We start from the raw sequence: 17,367 nt of genomic DNA on the forward strand, positions 1-17,367 counted from the left end.
AACAGGCATAACACATTCAGCACCATAGTTTTCTATCCTCGGTTTTTGTACACGTTTACTTAAGTACGTTACCGAACATTTGCAAGGTCAACTGATACCCGAGGTTGACCAACTGCGCATCGTAACGTTCACCTTCATCGCGCATAAAGGCATGCTGCCCATTAAATTCGTGCCAGGTGTAGTGCAAGCCGGGCAAAGCCGCAAAGCGGTTATAGAGCTCGGCACGCTTGTCAGCTGGGATATGCGGGTCTTGCTTGCCCCAGATCATCAGCAGCTCGCCTTTGATCTCATTGACGCGCTCCATGCTGTGCTGGCCTGGCTGGTTTGGAATAATATTGGTATGCAAATCGGTGGCATAAAAACAGGCGGTCGCTTTCACTTCTGGCTGCAACGCGGCTCTAAAAGCCAGATGGCCGCCAATGCAGAAGCCTGCAGCGCCCAGGTTACCGTCATACCAAGGCTGTGCATTCAGGTAATCAATCATGGCGCGGTTGTCAGTGTCGTAGGCCTGCACGTCTTTGGCCATTTTGTCGGCGTTACCTTTGTCACGGCCAGCGTCGTCATAGCCTAATACCGTGCCAATCGGGTTTAATTCATGAAACACTTCCGGCACGAGCACCGCGTAGCCATAACCTGCCAACAGACGTGCAGCACGCTCAATCGGGCCGGTCTGCTGAAAGATTTCGGAGTAAAACAAAACCGCAGGCACCTTGCCATCGTGTTTTGGACGATGCACATAAGTACGCATCACTCCGGTTGGAGTGTTTAAATCGACGATTTCGCTTGTAATCAGCATGGTAAATCCTTAAGACAATCAAAAATATCGGCTATTCTAGCGCTGTTTGCACGGCTTTTCACTGGGTTTATAGGCCGAAATGAGAATTTTTTGCATTTTAAGTCGAAAACAGATTGCACGCATACGCCTGCAATCCTAAATGGGAGTTGATATGCGCTTATTGCCTCATCTATTGATTTTCGCTGCATGCTGGCTATTCATGCAGGCCGCACAGGCCGAACCTGACCGTGAACTGGTTTACCGCCTCAAAGCGTCAGTAGTGAAAGTGCATGCCATCACCGCCAGCGGTGGTCATGGAGTCGGCAGTGGCGTGGTTGTCGATAAAGACACGGTCGCCACCAACTGCCACGTTGTCGCAAACAGTGCCGGCATCAGCATTTCAAAGTTTGGTGAGAGCATCAGCCCAGTTGAAATGATTGCAGACTGGCAACACGATATTTGTTTGCTTAAATTCAAGTATCTGGAACTTCCTGCCGTCACTCTAGCCTCAGCCGCCTCGTTACATTATGGCGACGAAGTGTTTTCGATTGGCTTTCCTGGCGGGCCGCCCAAGCCACAAACCATCGCGGGCAAGGTGCGCGCCTTATATGCTTATGATGGCAGCATGATTGTGCGCACAGACGCAGCCTTTATCATGGGCGCCAGCGGCAGCCCGACATTTAATCAATCGGGCGAGCTGGTGTCACTCAGCACCTTTAAAAGTCCGGGTAAGCAGGCTTATTTTTACAGTGTGCCGGTCGAGTGGATAGTCACCTTAATGCAACACGACGCCACCACCAGCACCAACCCAACGACCACCGCTTTTTGGGACTTGCCACCAGAGGCGCGCCCGCCCTGGATGCAAGTCGTGCAGCCTTATCAAACTGGCGACTGGTCAGCATTAGAAGGCATTGCACGCGCCTGGCTTTTACAACAACCCGACTCGGCAGAGGCCAACTTCTACCTGGCCAGCGCCTTGCATGGCCAAGGGCAGCTTAGCCCCGCGCAACAATCATATGAACGCGCAGTCAGGTTACAGCCCGCCCATATTGATGCCTGGCGTGGGCTCGCCACCTTGGCACAACAAACGCAACAGTCGGTGCTGCTCAACAACGCCGAGCAACATATCCAGCAGTTAGATGGCCAGGCGCACTAGCATGAACAAGCGTGCCTGCTCTGATAGAATACGTTTTTTTGATGTTTACCCGATTGCATACCTATGACCTCTCGCAACCAGCAACTGTTTGAAAAATCCCAGCAACTGATCCCAGGTGGCGTCAACTCGCCAGTACGCGCGTTTCGTAGCGTGGGCGGCACGCCTATCTTCTTCAAAAAAGGGCTGGGGTCAAAACTGTGGGATGTCGATGGCAAGGAATATATCGACTATATCAACTCCTGGGGGCCAATGATTCTGGGGCATGCACACCCTGAAGTGATCGCAGCGGTGCAGCAAGCAGCGGCTAACAGCCTGAGTTTTGGTGCGCCTACCGGCCTCGAGCTGGAAATGGCCGAACTGATTAACACGCTGGTGCCCAGCATGGAACAAGTACGCCTGGTCAGTAGCGGCACCGAAGCCACCATGAGCGCCATTCGCGTGGCGCGCGGCTTTACCAAACGCAGCAAAATCGTCAAGTTTGAAGGTTGCTACCATGGCCACGCCGACGCCTTACTGGTGAAAGCCGGTTCAGGCTTACTAACCTTTGGCGAGCCAAGCTCTGCCGGTGTACCCGCAGAAGTGGCCGCACACACCTTGACGCTGGACTACAACAACACACAAATGCTCAAAGATACCTTTGCCAGCATTGGCGATGAAATCGCCTGCGTGATTCTGGAGCCGGTCGTTGGCAATATGAACCTGATTGTGCCGCAGCAGGAGTTTTTACAAACCTTGCGCGAACTCTGTACCCAGCACGGCATTGTGCTGATTTTTGATGAAGTGATGACTGGCTTTCGCGTGGCACTAGGCGGCGCACAAGCCTTGTATGGCATCAAGCCAGACATGACCACATTGGGCAAAGTCATTGGCGGCGGTTTGCCGGTGGGCGCATTTGGCGGCCGCAAAGACATTATGAGCGTATTGGCGCCACTAGGCCCGGTCTACCAGGCAGGCACGCTTTCTGGCAACCCGGTCGCAGTCACAGCGGGCCTCACCACCTTAAAGCTAGTGCAAGCACCTGGCTTTTATGAAAAACTCACTGCACAAACAGCCAAGCTCACCCACGGCCTGACACAAGCGGCTCAAAGCGCAGGCGTCACCTTTAGTGCCCAACACGTAGGCGGCATGTTTGGCCTCTACTTTAGCGCTAGCAACCCAAGCAGCTACGCAGAGATGATGCAGGCAGACAAAAACGCTTTTAACAAATTCTTTCACAGTATGCTCGATAGCGGCATTTATCTTGGCCCATCAGCGTTTGAAGCAGGGTTTGTCTCAGCAGCACATACTGACGCAGACATTGCACAAACCGTACAAGCGGCAGCCACTGCATTTGCCAGCCTGTAATTGACTCACCGCCCCTGCGCCTGATCACACAAAAGACGCAAGGGGCACTGGCCCAAGCCAACAACTCAGCCCTCACCCTGCCGCGCAAACTGCGCACTAAATTGCATCTCTTCACCCCACACAGCCATGGTATGCAGCCTGCAAGGCGCGCATCCAAAAACTGCATTTTCCCCAATCAAAACAGCATCGCCATCACAGACACTTGTTGCCACCGTTCCCCGCATAATGCTCTGATAAACAGCCTTAATTGCTATTTTTTATCGGTAAATAAAAACCATTCTCAATTAAGATAAAAAAATAGATTTATCCGTTATTTAACGCAGGCTAAACAATTGAAATTGCTAAACTTTAACGGTATCATTGAAGGTTCCTCCAAATGTTTTGTAAGTGAAGAATCTGGCAATGGACATGCAGTCTGACAACAACGTGATGAGTGCTTCTCAAGATACCGCAACCGCTCTGGACGACCAGTTTGGTTTAGCTCCCCAATCTCAGGGTTTATACGACAGACGCCACGAAAAGGATAGCTGTGGCGTGGGCTTTGTTGCCCATATTAAAGGCCAGAAAAGCCATGATATCGTCGCTAAAGGCCTGCAGCTGCTAGACAACCTGACGCACCGCGGTGCAACTGGTTACGACCCTAAGCTGGGCGATGGCGCGGGCTTGCTGATGCAAATGCCTGACACTTTTATGCGCGAAGAAGCGGCTAACCTGGGCATGACGCTGCCAGCCGTGGGCCAATACGCCGTGGGCCAGGCCTTCTTGCCGCAAAACGCTGATAACCGCGCCAAATGCGAAGCCATTTTTGCGCAAATCATCGCTGAAGAAAACCAAACACTATTAGGCTGGCGCGATGTGCCAGTCGACAGCAGCAATATTGCTGATGCAGCACGCGCCGTTGAGCCTGTGATGCGCCAGGTATTTATTGCCAGCACTACAACAGACAGCATCGCATTCGAACGCAAATGCTTCGTCATCCGCAAACGGATTGAGCATGCGATTCGCGCGCTCAACCTGCAAGACAAAGCACAGTTTTACATGCCGTCTTTCTCCTCCCGCACCATTGTCTACAAAGGCATGCTGCTGGCGAACGAAGTGGGCATTTACTATAAAGACCTGAAAGATGCGCGCGTGGTATCGGCGCTGGCGCTGGTACACCAACGCTTCTCCACCAACACGTTCCCCGCCTGGGATCTGGCACACCCATTCCGCATGATCGCGCACAACGGTGAAATCAACACCGTACAGGGCAACGTCAACTGGATGGCAGCGCGTCACGAAACCATGAAGTCCGCCGTATTAGGCGAAGATCTGGAAAAACTGTGGCCATTGATTGCCGAAGGCCAGTCTGACTCTGCCTGTTTTGACAACTGCCTGGAGTTGCTGGTGGCTGGCGGTTACAGCCTGCCGCACGCCATGATGATGCTGATTCCAGAAGCCTGGGCCGGCAACCCGCTGATGGATGAAGACCGTCGTGCGTTTTACGAATACCATGCCGCGCTGATGGAGCCATGGGATGGCCCGGCTGCTGTAGCCTTTACCGATGGCAAAATGATTGGTGCCACCCTGGACCGTAACGGTTTGCGCCCTGCGCGCTACCTGGTGACAGAAGATGACATCGTGATGATGGCGTCTGAAATGGGTGTAATCACCTTCCCACAAGAAAAAATCGTTAAAAAATGGCGCTTGCAGCCAGGCAAAATGTTGCTGATCGACATGGAGCAAGGCCGCATTATTGATGACGAAGAAGTCAAAACAGAACTGGCACAAGCCAAGCCTTACCGTCAATGGATTGAACAAACCCGTTTTCATCTGACCGAGTTGCCAAATGTAGGCAGCGGCGAAGTCAGCCTGAATGCCGACTTGCTGGATACACAACAAGCCTTTGGTTATTCACAGGAAGACCTCAAGTTTGTGTTGCAGCCGATGATAGATAACGGCGAAGAGGGTTCTGGCTCGATGGGTAACGACGCGGCGCTGCCGGTGTTGTCCAACAAAGCCAAAACTTTGTACAACTACTTTAAACAGCTGTTCGCACAAGTGACCAACCCGCCAATTGACCCGATTCGTGAAGAATTGGTGATGTCTTTGGTGACATTTATCGGCCCAAAACCTAACCTGCTGGCGGTTGACGAAACCAATCCGCCATTGCGTCTGGAAAGCAGCCAACCAGTATTGAGCCTGGACGGCCTGGAAAAACTCAAACAAATCGAGTCCCTGACCAAAGGACAGTTCAAGTCCATCGTGCTCGACCTGACCTACGATGCCACACTTGGCAAAGCAGGCATGAAACAGGCTCTGGATATCTTGCATGACCAAGCTGAAAAAGCGGTGCATGACGGTTACAACGTGCTGATCCTGTCAGACCGCAGCGTGTCTGCCAGCCGCATCGCGATTCCGGCGTTGCTGGCTTGCTCTGCCACACATGAGTTCCTGGTTAAGGCAGGTTTGCGCACCAGCACCGGCCTGGTGATTGACACTGGCTCAGCACGTGAAGTACACCACTTTGCCCTGTTAGCAGGTTACGGTGCCGAGGCAGTCTGCCCATGGCTGGTGTATGAAACCATGAAGACCATGACCGGCGATGTTGAAAAAGCCGGCAAAAACTTTGTTAAAGCGATCGGCAAAGGCTTATACAAAGTGATGTCCAAAATGGGTATCTCTACTTACCAATCTTACTGTGGCGCGCAGATTTTTGAAGCCATCGGCTTGAACAGCCAGTTCGTCAATGACTACTTTACTGGCACAGTGAGCCAGATTGAAGGCATTGGCCTGGAACAAGTGGCCGAAGAAACCCTGCGCCTGCACACCCAAGCCTTTGGTAGCGATCCTGTGCTGTCAAATGCGCTGGAAGCAGGCGGCGATTATGCCTTCCGTGTACGTGGTGAAGAGCACTTGTGGACACCGCAGTCGATCAGCAAACTGCAAAATGCCACACGTACCGGCCAGTATGAGACTTATAAAGAATATGCTGCACTGATTAACGATCAGACCCGCCGTCACATGACCTTGCGTGGCTTGTTCGAAATCAAAGCAGCGGGCAATGCGATTCCGTTGGATCAGGTTGAATCGGCCAAAGAGATCGTTAAGCGCTTTGCAACTGGTGCCATGTCACTGGGCTCAATCTCCACCGAAGCGCACGCCACACTGGCGGTGGCAATGAACCGCATTGGCGGCAAGTCCAACACCGGTGAAGGCGGTGAAGACGTTAAACGTTTCATTCCGGTACAAGTGGATTCCAGCATTGCCAAAGTGCTGGGTTCTGACCTGATTGAAGCCGATGTGGCCTTGAAAGCAGGCGACTCCATGCGCTCACGCATCAAGCAAGTGGCTTCTGGCCGCTTTGGCGTCACGGCTGAATACTTAAGCAGCGCTGACCAGATCCAGATCAAGATGGCACAAGGCGCCAAGCCAGGTGAAGGCGGTCAACTGCCTGGCCATAAAGTATCGCCATACATTGCGAAACTGCGTTTCTCAGTGCCTGGCGTGGGCTTGATTTCACCGCCGCCACACCACGATATTTATTCGATTGAAGATTTGGCGCAGCTGATTCATGACTTGAAAAACGCCAATCCAAAAGCCTCAATTTCGGTAAAACTGGTATCAGAAACCGGCATTGGTACTGTTGCAGCTGGTGTCGCTAAAGCCAAGTCCGACCACATTGTGGTGGCTGGCCATGACGGTGGTACTGGCGCTTCGCCGATTTCATCGATCAAGCATGCCGGTACGCCATGGGAGCTCGGCCTGGCCGAAACCCAGCAAACCCTGGTATTAAATCAGCTGCGTGGCCGTGTTGTATTGCAAGTCGATGGTCAGATGAAAACCGGCCGCGACGTATTGATTGGTGCCTTGTTGGGTGCGGATGAGTTTGGTTTCGCCACCGCGCCACTGGTGGTTGAAGGCTGTATCATGATGCGTAAGTGTCACTTGAACACCTGCCCGGTCGGTGTCGCAACACAAGACCCTGAGCTGCGTAAGAAATTTACCGGCCAACCAGAACACGTCGTCAACTACTTCTTCTTTGTCGCAGAAGAACTACGTGAACTGATGGCCAGCATCGGCATTGCCAAGTTTGACGACCTGATTGGTCGCGCAGACTTGCTGGACATGAAAGCCGGGATTGAGCACTGGAAAATCAACGGCCTGGACTTCAGCAAGGTATTCCACTTGCCAGAAATGCCAGCCAGCGTGTCACGCAAAAATAACGATGTACAAGACCATGGCCTGGTGAAAGCACTGGACAATCAACTGATTGAACTGGCAAAACCGGCATTGGAAATAGGCGAAAAAGTCAGCATCAACCTGCCTATCGTCAACACCAACCGTACAGTGGGCACCATGCTGTCGCATGAAGTGGCCAGCCGTTATGGCCATGCAGGCTTGCCAGACGACACCATTAGCGTCAAATTTACCGGCACGTCTGGCCAAAGCTTTGCGGCTTTCCTGGCCAAAGGCATTACGTTTGAACTGACTGGTGAAGGTAACGACTACGTAGGTAAAGGCCAATGTGGTGGTCGCATTATTATCAAACCACCAGCGACATTCCGCGGCCTGTCATACGAGAACATTATTGTCGGCAACACCGTCATGTACGGTGCCACCACCGGCCAGAGCTTCTTGAGCGGCGTCGCAGGTGAGCGCTTCTGTGTGCGTAACTCAGGCGCCACCGCCGTGGTTGAAGGCGTGGGTAACCACGGTTGCGAATACATGACTGGCGGTACAGTGCTGGTGCTGGGTCAAACCGGCCAGAACTTTGCGGCAGGCATGAGCGGCGGTATCGCCTATGTTTACGACATTGACGGCAAATTTGCCCATCGTTGCAATATGAGCATGGTATCACTGGAAAAAGTGGAAGCCGCTGAAGCCGATATTGGCAAAGTGCAGCATCTGGGTCAGCCTGATGAAGTGATTTTAAAGGGCCTGATCGAACAGCACCTTGCGCTAACGGGTAGCCCGCGGGCAAAAGACCTTCTGGCTGACTGGCCAACGTCACGTGCAAAATTCGTTAAAGTATTCCCTAACGAATACAAACGCGCACTGACCGAAATGGCTGCAGCTTCTGCCAAACAAGCCGCTTAATCGTTTTTGTTAATTGAATGCCCCGCGTAAAGCGGGGACTTGTTAAGGTTGCGTCCTCACGAAGCAACAGGGAAGAGATGATTTCACATGGGTAAAGTCACAGGTTTCATGGAGTTTGATCGTCTGGCAGAAGAAAGCCTGCCGGTTCAAAATCGTGTCAAAAACTACAAAGAGTTCGTCCTGCATTTGACAGACGACCAGGCCAAACAACAAGGCGCACGCTGCATGGACTGCGGCATTCCTTTTTGCACCACCGGCTGTCCAATCAACAATATTATTCCTGACTGGAATGATCTGGTGTATCACCAGGACTGGCGCAATGCGATTGATGTGCTGCATTCAACCAACAACTTCCCTGATTTCACCGGCCGCATTTGCCCGGCACCTTGTGAAGCTGCCTGTACTTTAAACATCAATAACGACGCCGTGGGGATTAAATCCATCGAGCATGCGATTATCGACAAAGCCTGGGAAAACGGCTGGGTCACACCGCAAATCAACCCGAACAAAACTGGCAAAAATATTGCGGTGGTTGGTTCAGGCCCCGCTGGCCTGGCTGCGGCACAGCAATTGGCACGTGCGGGCCACAGCGTCACGGTGCTTGAGAAAAATGACCGTATCGGCGGCTTGCTGCGTTATGGTATCCCTGACTTCAAGCTGGACAAATCAGGCATTGACCGCCGTATGGCACAAATGGAAGCCGAAGGCGTGACTTTCAAAGTGAACCAGAATGTGGGCGAGAACGTGAGCGCGGCTGAGTTAGAGCGTGATTTTGACGCGGTGATTTTAGCCGGTGGTGCTGAGTTACCACGTGACCTGCCAGTCTCTGGCCGCGACCTCGATGGCGTGCACTTTGCCATGGACTTTTTAACACCGAACAACAAAATGGTGGCCGGTGACACCGTGCCCAATCAGATCAAAGCGACTGGCAAACATGTTGTCGTGATCGGTGGTGGTGATACTGGCTCTGACTGTGTCGGCACCTCTAACCGCCATGGTGCAGTCAGCGTCACTCAGTTTGAATTAATGCCGCAACCACCAGAAAAAGAAAATAAATCACTGGTGTGGCCAAACTGGCCGCTCAAAATGCGCACCTCCAGCTCACACGAAGAAGGCGCAGATCGTGACTGGTCTATCACCACCAAAGAGCTGATTGGGGAAAACGGCAAACTGACCGCCCTCAAAGGCGCCCGCGTAGAGTGGAAAGACGGCAAAATGGTTGAAGTGCCTGGCTCTGAATTCACCATTCAAGCAGACCTGGTATTTTTAGCCATGGGCTTTGTCTCGCCGCTACAAAAAGTGTTGGATGCCTTTGGCGTAGAAAAAGATAACCGTGGTAATGTAAAAGCCACGACAGACGGCGACGGTTGCTACAAAACCAGCAAAGCCAAGGTATTTGCGGCGGGCGATATGCGCCGTGGTCAATCCCTGGTGGTCTGGGCGATCCGTGAAGGCCGTCAATGCGCCCGCGAAGTCGATGCTTTCTTGATGGGCAGCTCTACCTTGCCACGATAAGTCCGCGCAATCGCAGACTTTCATAAACGCCGATGACTATCATCGGCGTTTTTATTTGTCATACCGCAAAAAAACCGCATTCTTTCAGGTGAAACAGCAGCTTGGCCTTTATAATCATGCTTTTACATATTCTTGACCTGCCAGCAACCCGCTGTACAGGGCAGCTACGGTAATCAATCACCCATGACTCAACTTCAAAACGACACCTTTTTGCGCGCTTTACTGCGCCAACCTACAGAATACACCCCGGTTTGGATGATGCGCCAGGCTGGCCGCTATTTGCCAGAGTACCGCGAGAGCCGCAAAACCGCTGGCAGCTTTATGCAGCTATGCCAAAGCCCGTCTTTTGCGACTGAAGTGACCCTGCAACCACTAGATCGCTATCCACAACTGGATGCAGCCATCCTTTTTAGTGACATTTTGACCGTGCCGGACGCCATGGGCCTGGGGCTGTATTTTGAAGAAGGCGAAGGCCCTAAATTTGAGCGCACTTTGCAGGCAGAAGCAGATATTCTCAAGCTCGAAGTGCCAGACATGGCTAAATTGCAATATGTGTTTGATGCTGTCAGCAGCATTCGCAAAGCACTGAATGGCCGCGTGCCATTGATCGGCTTTTCCGGCAGCCCATGGACACTGGCAACCTATATGGTTGAAGGCAAAGGCGGCACTGACTTTTTGAACACCAAAAAAATGGGCTATGCCAGACCGGAGTTACTGCATCACATTCTGGAAGTCACGTCACAAACCGTGATTCAATACCTGAATGCCCAAATTGCCGCAGGCGCCCAAGCAGTGATGATTTTTGACTCTTGGGGCGGTGCGTTATCACATGATGCCTACACTGAGTTTTCGCTGAATTATATGCAAAAAATCGTCGCTGGCCTGACTAAAACTGCCGAGGGCAAACCTGTGCCTAGCGTCGTTTTCACCAAAGGTGGCGGCTTATGGCTGGAGGCGCAAGCCGCCATTGGCGCCGATGCATTGGGCCTGGACTGGACGGTAGACCTGGCACAAGCACGGCAGCGTGTAGGCAGCCAAGTCGCCCTGCAAGGCAATATGGACCCAGCCATTTTACTGAGCTCCCCTGCCGCGATTGAAAAAGAAGTGGCGCGCATTCTGGCAAGCTTCGGCCACGGTCATGGCCATGTATTTAACCTGGGCCACGGCATTACACAGTGGACGCCGCCAGAGCACGCAGCCTGCATGCTGGAAACCGTGCGCAAGCTGAGCCCGCAATACCATCTGTAATGCAGGCCTGAATAAAAAAACCGCCAATGCATCATTGGCGGTTTTTTTATTGCCTGATCACAGACTTACTTTAAAGTCATACGCGACATGGTCTCGTCTTTATCAATCAATTTATGCTTGAGTGCACCAATCACGTGCACAATAAACACCGCCAGCAAAATATTGGCAAACAACTCGTGGGACTCTTTGAAGGCATCGCGCAAATCGGCATTATCCAGGCCACCAAATACCTCCAGCCCAAACCATTTCAATCCAAACTTGCTGTAAAGCGTCATTAACACACCCGTCAAAGGCATGCCAACCATCAACAAGTACAGCAAATGATGTGCACCAGTAGCCACTTTGCGCTCCAGCGCAGAATAGCTGGCAAGCATGGCAGGTGGTGTGTGGCTGATACGCCAGTAAACCCGGAACAAAATCAGCCATAGCAGGCTAAAGCCTAGCGATTTATGCAGGTTGAAATACAGGTTTCTGGCACTGGCTGGCTCGGCCATTTGCCAGGTATAAATACCGGCATCAAACAAGTCAAAAGCAGTTTGCTTGGGGCCATCTTTTGGCAACCCACCCATATACCAGCCAAGGGCAAACATGGCAATGATCGCCAGCGCGATTAGCCAGTGCAAAATAACAGCCACCTTGTTATAACGCTGCGTTGAACTCATTGAATCTCCTTAATCCCTTAACTTTATTGGCTTGTGACAGTGGTCACTATGTCTTCATGCATGAATTGATTATGATGCATGAATCATTCATGGGTGAGTCGTCATGTTATCAAAAATCAACCGGGTTTGCGTCAGTCTTATTTGCACATTTGTAACGTTATGTAGCCAAGCATGGGCAGACAGCTTTGAATTGAAACAACTCGCCGAGGGCATCTACGTTCATCATGGCAACCATCTGGATATCGACGACGGTTACCAAGGTGACATTTGCAATATTGGCGTGGTGATTGGCCACGACGCGATTGCCGTGATTGATACTGGCGGCAGCAAACACACGGGTGAGCTGCTGTTGCAAGCCATCAAAACGATCAGCCCGTTGCCAATACGCTATGTCATCAACACGCATGTGCATCCCGACCATACTTACGGCAATGCAGCTTTTCAAAACGGGGCGACCCATTTTGTTGGCCACGAAAAACTGGCCAACACCATGCTGTTGCGGCAAGAGCAATACGAAAAACTCAACACACGGCTGCTTGGCGAAGCGGGCAAAGCCAGCAGTACGGTCATCCCGGATATGCCAGTGCATGATCAACTGACGCTAGACTTAGGCGGCCGCCAATTGCAATTGCAAGCACAAAGCGTTGCCCACACGCACACAGACTTAACCGTGCTCGACACTAAAACCAACACCTTGTTTACGGGCGACTTGGTATTCGCGCAACGCACTCCGGTGGTGGAGGGGGATATTAAAGGCCTGATTGCAGCGCTTGAACATGTGAATAAGACACACTACGCACTCATTGTTCCCGGGCATGGACAGGAAAGTGCAGACCAGCCAACCATCATCGGCAATGAGCTACGCTACCTCAATTTGCTACTCGCAGATGTGCGCACCAGCATCAAAAAAGGTATCAGCATGGAGCAAACCATGGACACCGCAGCGGCGGCGGAACGAGATAAATGGCAATTGTTCGACATTGCCAACCGCCGTAATGTCAATGTGATCTACCCGCAACTGGAGTGGGAATAGCCGCAATCACCTTGGAAATGGATACTGTAGAGTCTGACTGGTCTCTGTAAAGAGTTCTGTTCTACAATGCAGCCATGCCACTATCCATTTTAATCGTCGAAGACGAGCTCTCGATCGCAGAAACCCTACAGTATGCCTGCCATGCTGAGCAAATACAGACCCAGCATGTCGGGTTTGGCCAACAAGCGCTGGACACACTCAAAAAACAGTCTTTTGATATGATTATTCTGGATATTGGGTTGCCAGACATGACTGGATTTGAAGTTTGTAAACAACTCAGACGCTTTTGCAATACACCTGTTTTATTTCTCACCGCGCGCAATCATGAAGTAGACAGAATATTGGGACTAGAAATTGGTGCCGACGATTACGTGACCAAACCGTTTAGCCCGCGAGAAATTGTCGCCAGAATTAAAGCCATTCAACGACGCTTGCATCCTGAAACAGAGCAAACTGTCGCAGGATTTCAACTGGATGAACATGCCAGTCGCATCTATTACCAGCAGCAACTGCTACAACTGACGCGTTACGAGTTTTTACTACTCAAAACACTGATCTCACAACCACACAGGGTGTTCTCACGCGTAACACTGATGGATACTGTTTGGCAATCGGCTGAAGACTCTATGGAACGTACTGTAGATACGCATGTTAAAACGTTGCGTAGCAAGCTACGTGACATTGCACTGGCACAAAACCTGGCCGCAGCTGAGTGGATTGTGACCCATCGCGGCATGGGTTACAGCCTACTGCCTTAATGAGATGCCATGAAAATCAGTCTTAAAATTTTCCTGGGTTACTTTCTACTGGTGGGGCTTGCCGCATGGTTTGTATTGACGGTATTTGTAGACGAAGTGAAACCTGGCGTGCGGCAGGCAATGGAGGACACACTGGTGGACTCCGCCAGCTTACTGGCCGAGCTGGCCAAAGACGACCTCAAGCACGGCATCATTCAAAATGGCCAGTTTGCACGCAGCCTGCAGGACTATCAAGAGAAACCAGGCATCGCCAGTATTTGGGGCGTGCCAAAGCTTACCTCTGATTACAGGGTCTATATCACCGACACCAATGGCATGGTTGTATTTGACTCCAGCCATGAGGCAGTCGGGCAAGACTACTCGCGCTGGAACGATGTCTACCTGACCCTAAAAAACAGGTATGGCGTACGCACAACGCCGATTGACGCTACCAAACCAGAGGGCGACACGGTCATGTATGTCGCCGCCCCCATCATGGATCACGCGACATTGATTGGCGTGCTGACCGTGGCAAAGCCAAACAGCACGATGCAACCCTTTATTGCACGTGCTCAGGAAAAAATAATGGGCTGGGGGCTGCTGTTGTTAGCGCTGTTGTTAGCGCTGTCGTTATGCTTGGGTATCTTATTTACATGGCGTTTTACACGGGCTATTCACCGCTTGCGAGACTATGCCATTGCGGTTGCACAAGGCAAAAAAGTGGCGGCACCTGACTCAAGTAATGACGAACTGGCCGAACTGGCACAAGCCATGAAAACCATGCGGGAGGAGCTGGATGGACACCAGCACATACAAGCTGCCATACACCAGCTCACCCATGAATTAAAAAGCCCGATCACGGCCATACAAGCGGCAACAGAGCTGATCACCCCCGACATGCCATCACAAGATCGCACGCATTTCTTGAACAGTATCAAAACACAAACCAGCCGCTTGCAACACATGGTACAAAACATTTTGGGATTAGCAGCACTGGAGCAACAGCAAATATTGGCACACCCGGTCAAGATTCTGCTGTCAGAGCTGATTAAACAACAGGTGCGGCTTGTAGAGGACCGTGCCAACCAACGCCACATTCAGCTCATCACAACGCTTGTCCCCTCAATATCCATCGCAGGGGATGCCTTTTTATGCGGCCAGGCCATCAATAACTTGCTGGAGAATGCTTTAGATTTTAGTGCGAATCACACGCGTATTCATATACACCTGAGCAACACCCAAGCAGGCATCCAGCTAGAGATTCAAGACGAAGGCAGCGGGATTCCTGACTACGCGCTCGATAAAATCAAAGAAAAATTTTACTCACTGCCAAGACCTGCTCACACGCCACATGCCGGCCAGAGAAGCACCGGGCTTGGCCTCAATTTCGTCATGCAAATTATGGCTTTGCATGACGGCCAGTTCCATATAAGAAATGCAGACACGGCGGGCGTGATTGCACGTTTGTGCTGGCCAAACTAACCATTTAAGCAGACTTCACACCCACTTCACATTCAGCACAACAAGGCTTCACCTACCAGCACTATGCTGCAAGCTCTCTTATCAAGGAGTTTGCCATGCAAAAACCATTGTTATATAAATCCCTGGGCATTTTAGCCCTGATATTACTCATGTCGCTGGCACTGGGTTATGTGAATGATCTGATTATCGAACGTCAAGCCAGACAAGCCAGCGTAGAAAACAATATTGCCCAATCTTCCACCACCGAACAAACCTTAACCGGGCCTATTTTAATGATTCCGTATACAGAGCATTACACTGAAACGATAGGCTCTGGAAAAGATAGCAGAACCATTGAGCGCAAAGAGGAAGGTCGCGTTTATCTGTTGCCGAACACGCTAGACCTTGCTGGCGACTTTGCACACCACTATAAACAACGCGGCATATTCAAGGCGCTCATGTATCGCTTCAATGGCGATATTGCGGGCACTTTTAATTTGGATCAAATCAAGGTACAAACCAGACATCAAAACGGCAACATCCACTATGGCCAGACCACCCTTGCGATTGGACTCAGTGACACACGCGGCATAGATGGTCAACCAGTGTTGCAATGGGGTAATCAGACCTTGCCACTAAAGCAAGGCACGCAATTATCTCTGTTGGATAAAGGCATCCACGCCGATCTCGGCAGCATAAAGCCCGAGCAGGCATCTGTCCCGTTCAAGCTCAATTTGCACCTGCGCGGTATGCAGGCCTTTAATATGACCCCGCTGGCAGACAAAAATACTGTCAGGCTGCACTCGGCCTGGCAACACCCGCATTTTGACGGTCATTTTTTACCCGAAGCAGCCAGCCAACGTATCAGCAATAAAGGCTTTGAGGCGCAATGGGAGGTCTCGTCGCTGGCAAGTAATATTCAGCAAAAATTGATCACCAATCTGAACCGCCCCTCAGGCAGTCTGGCGCTTGAAACGATCAGTGTTGGCTTTGTTGAACCAATCAACATTTACAGTCTGTCAGATCGCGCGACCAAATATGGGCTGCTGTTTATAGGGCTCACCTTTGCTGGTTTCTTTATTTTTGAGGTAATGAAACAGTTACGGATTCACCCAGCGCAATACACACTGGTTGGCCTGGCCATGGCAATTTTTTACCTGCTGCTAATCTCACTGGCAGAACACATCGGTTTTGCCTATGCCTACCTGATTGCAAGCATGGCCTGTATCAGCTTGATTGGCTACTACCTGACCAATGTGATGCAAAACATCCGCTACGGCATGGTATTTTCAATTAAGCTGAGCTTGCTCTATGCCACGCTATACGCAATTTTGGTTTCCGAAGACAATGCCTTGCTCATGGGCTCTTTGCTGATATTCAGCTTGCTGGTTTTCACCATGGTCATTACGCGTAAAGTCGACTGGTATGCACTAAGCAATAGTTAAGTATGTGGGGGCGGCGAAGGCCGCCCATACTGAAAAGGAACGATGACCGCTATTGGTTTGCTACTTAAGGAAAACCCGGCGATTACTGACGCAACCACCATCACACTTCGCACACAAACTTATAAAAACCGCTTGGCCAGCAACGCCTGTTGCTTTAACCCCAGATTCACCAGCTGTGGTGCCAGGCCATTTAACCAGGCAAAGAAACGCTGTGGCTGGCCAATAAACAACTCTTGCTGGTCTTTTTGCAATGCGCGCACGATTTTATCTGCCACACTTTGCGGACTATCCACGGTTTGGCCTGAGGCTTGCCACATGGCGTTGGTACGGTCATCGTTCATGGGGGTCGCAATGGCACGCGGTGCAATATAAGTGACACCAACCTTTGTCGCCACCAACTCGCGACGCAATGCCTGGCTAAAGCCGTGTATGGCAAATTTACTCGCGCAGTAAGTGGCAAAATGCGGGAACCCCAGCGAGCCAAAAATAGAGCCGACAAAGGTAAGATGACCACGTCCGCGTTGCAAAAAGTAAGCAACAAACTCACGACTTAAGACCAGCGTTGCTGTGACATTGGTATGCACCATATTATCAATACTCACCTCGGTTTGTTCTGCAAACTCGGTAAACTCGATAATGCCCGCGTTGTTAATCAGTAAATCTACATGCCCCATTTCGCGCAACGATTGTTTTAACACTTGGCTCGCCATATTGGGCTGTGCCAAGTCGGTGACAATAATATGCGATTTGCCGCCATGCGCAGCGACTCTTTTTTGCAACGCATGCAACTTGACCGGATCACGCCCAACCAAACCGACAACGGCGCCTTGTGCAGCGAGCGCCAGAGTCAGCGTGGCACCCAAGCCGCCAGTGGCGCCAGTCAAAACCACATGCAAATTACGTAATTCCATC

At 51.2% G+C, this 17,367-nt stretch carries 12 protein-coding genes; 9 read left to right on the plus strand and 3 right to left on the minus strand.

The features are described 5' to 3' along the window. Window positions 1-55: 55 nt before the first annotated feature. A complete protein-coding gene (locus tag METH5_RS0104895) occupies window positions 56-796 on the minus strand; it encodes a dienelactone hydrolase family protein (RefSeq protein ID WP_029147461.1) in 741 nt (246 codons plus the stop codon). A 151-nt stretch (window positions 797-947) separates the two neighbouring features. Here METH5_RS0104895 and METH5_RS0104900 point away from each other — a divergent pair, with 151 nt between their 5' ends. From METH5_RS0104900 to hemE, 5 genes are all read left to right on the plus strand, one after another. Then, entirely contained in the window at window positions 948-1,931 is a 984-nt protein-coding gene (locus METH5_RS0104900) for a serine protease (RefSeq protein WP_051412861.1), read from the plus strand. Window positions 1,932-1,994: 63 nt separating this feature from the next. Then, on the plus strand, window positions 1,995-3,275 hold the full coding sequence (gene hemL / locus METH5_RS0104905) for a glutamate-1-semialdehyde 2,1-aminomutase (protein ID WP_029147463.1): 1,281 nt from the start codon (window positions 1,995-1,997) through the stop codon (window positions 3,273-3,275). Between the two features lie 429 nt (window positions 3,276-3,704). Continuing rightward, a complete protein-coding gene (locus METH5_RS0104915) occupies window positions 3,705-8,354 on the plus strand; it encodes a glutamate synthase-related protein (protein WP_369758915.1) in 4,650 nt (1,549 codons plus the stop codon). An 87-nt stretch (window positions 8,355-8,441) separates the two neighbouring features. After that, window positions 8,442-9,869, plus strand: a complete 1,428-nt coding sequence (locus METH5_RS0104920; RefSeq protein WP_029147465.1) for a glutamate synthase subunit beta — start codon at window positions 8,442-8,444, stop codon at window positions 9,867-9,869. A gap of 183 nt (window positions 9,870-10,052) precedes the next feature. Continuing rightward, a complete protein-coding gene (gene hemE, locus METH5_RS0104925; RefSeq protein WP_029147466.1) occupies window positions 10,053-11,117 on the plus strand; it encodes a uroporphyrinogen decarboxylase in 1,065 nt (354 codons plus the stop codon). A gap of 65 nt (window positions 11,118-11,182) precedes the next feature. On the opposite strand, the gene METH5_RS0104930 is transcribed toward hemE, so the two are convergent. Further along, window positions 11,183-11,779, minus strand: coding sequence for a cytochrome b (locus tag METH5_RS0104930; protein WP_029147467.1), 597 nt, complete (start codon window positions 11,777-11,779; stop codon window positions 11,183-11,185). A gap of 190 nt (window positions 11,780-11,969) precedes the next feature. On the opposite strand from METH5_RS0104930, the gene METH5_RS0104935 reads away from it, so the two are divergent. From METH5_RS0104935 to creD, 4 genes are all read left to right on the plus strand, one after another. Beyond that, window positions 11,970-12,812, plus strand: coding sequence for a quinoprotein relay system zinc metallohydrolase 2 (locus METH5_RS0104935; protein ID WP_232410953.1), 843 nt, complete (start codon window positions 11,970-11,972; stop codon window positions 12,810-12,812). Between the two features lie 74 nt (window positions 12,813-12,886). Then, on the plus strand, window positions 12,887-13,570 hold the full coding sequence (gene creB, locus METH5_RS0104940) for a two-component system response regulator CreB (protein WP_029147469.1): 684 nt from the start codon (window positions 12,887-12,889) through the stop codon (window positions 13,568-13,570). 9 nt (window positions 13,571-13,579) lie between these two features. Then, window positions 13,580-15,031, plus strand: a complete 1,452-nt coding sequence (creC, locus tag METH5_RS0104945) for a two-component system sensor histidine kinase CreC (RefSeq protein ID WP_029147470.1) — start codon at window positions 13,580-13,582, stop codon at window positions 15,029-15,031. A gap of 95 nt (window positions 15,032-15,126) precedes the next feature. Further along, window positions 15,127-16,455: a cell envelope integrity protein CreD gene (gene creD / locus METH5_RS0104950; RefSeq protein WP_029147471.1), complete on the plus strand. Its 1,329-nt coding sequence runs from the start codon at window positions 15,127-15,129 to the stop codon at window positions 16,453-16,455. Between the two features lie 119 nt (window positions 16,456-16,574). On the opposite strand, the gene METH5_RS0104955 is transcribed toward creD, so the two are convergent. Further along, window positions 16,575-17,366: an SDR family oxidoreductase gene (locus METH5_RS0104955; protein WP_029147472.1), complete on the minus strand. Its 792-nt coding sequence runs from the start codon at window positions 17,364-17,366 to the stop codon at window positions 16,575-16,577. Between the last annotated feature and the right edge of the window lies 1 nt (window position 17,367).

Origin of the sequence: Methylophilus sp. 5 (genome assembly GCF_000515275.1) — a bacterium.
In the GTDB taxonomy this organism is placed as follows: domain Bacteria; phylum Pseudomonadota; class Gammaproteobacteria; order Burkholderiales; family Methylophilaceae; genus Methylophilus.

What these genes read in the sequence shown, in the direction of transcription:
- METH5_RS0104895 (WP_029147461.1), bottom strand. Translation starts at nt 796, where the DNA reads ATGCTGATTACAAGCGAAATCGTCGATTTAAACACTCCAACCGGAGTG.
- METH5_RS0104900 (WP_051412861.1), top strand. Translation starts at nt 948, where the DNA reads ATGCGCTTATTGCCTCATCTATTGATTTTCGCTGCATGCTGGCTATTC.
- hemL (WP_029147463.1), top strand. Translation starts at nt 1,995, where the DNA reads ATGACCTCTCGCAACCAGCAACTGTTTGAAAAATCCCAGCAACTGATC.
- METH5_RS0104915 (WP_369758915.1), top strand. Translation starts at nt 3,705, where the DNA reads ATGAGTGCTTCTCAAGATACCGCAACCGCTCTGGACGACCAGTTTGGT.
- METH5_RS0104920 (WP_029147465.1), top strand. Translation starts at nt 8,442, where the DNA reads ATGGGTAAAGTCACAGGTTTCATGGAGTTTGATCGTCTGGCAGAAGAA.
- hemE (WP_029147466.1), top strand. Translation starts at nt 10,053, where the DNA reads ATGACTCAACTTCAAAACGACACCTTTTTGCGCGCTTTACTGCGCCAA.
- METH5_RS0104930 (WP_029147467.1), bottom strand. Translation starts at nt 11,779, where the DNA reads ATGAGTTCAACGCAGCGTTATAACAAGGTGGCTGTTATTTTGCACTGG.
- creB (WP_029147469.1), top strand. Translation starts at nt 12,887, where the DNA reads ATGCCACTATCCATTTTAATCGTCGAAGACGAGCTCTCGATCGCAGAA.
- creC (WP_029147470.1), top strand. Translation starts at nt 13,580, where the DNA reads ATGAAAATCAGTCTTAAAATTTTCCTGGGTTACTTTCTACTGGTGGGG.
- creD (WP_029147471.1), top strand. Translation starts at nt 15,127, where the DNA reads ATGCAAAAACCATTGTTATATAAATCCCTGGGCATTTTAGCCCTGATA.
- METH5_RS0104955 (WP_029147472.1), bottom strand. Translation starts at nt 17,366, where the DNA reads ATGGAATTACGTAATTTGCATGTGGTTTTGACTGGCGCCACTGGCGGC.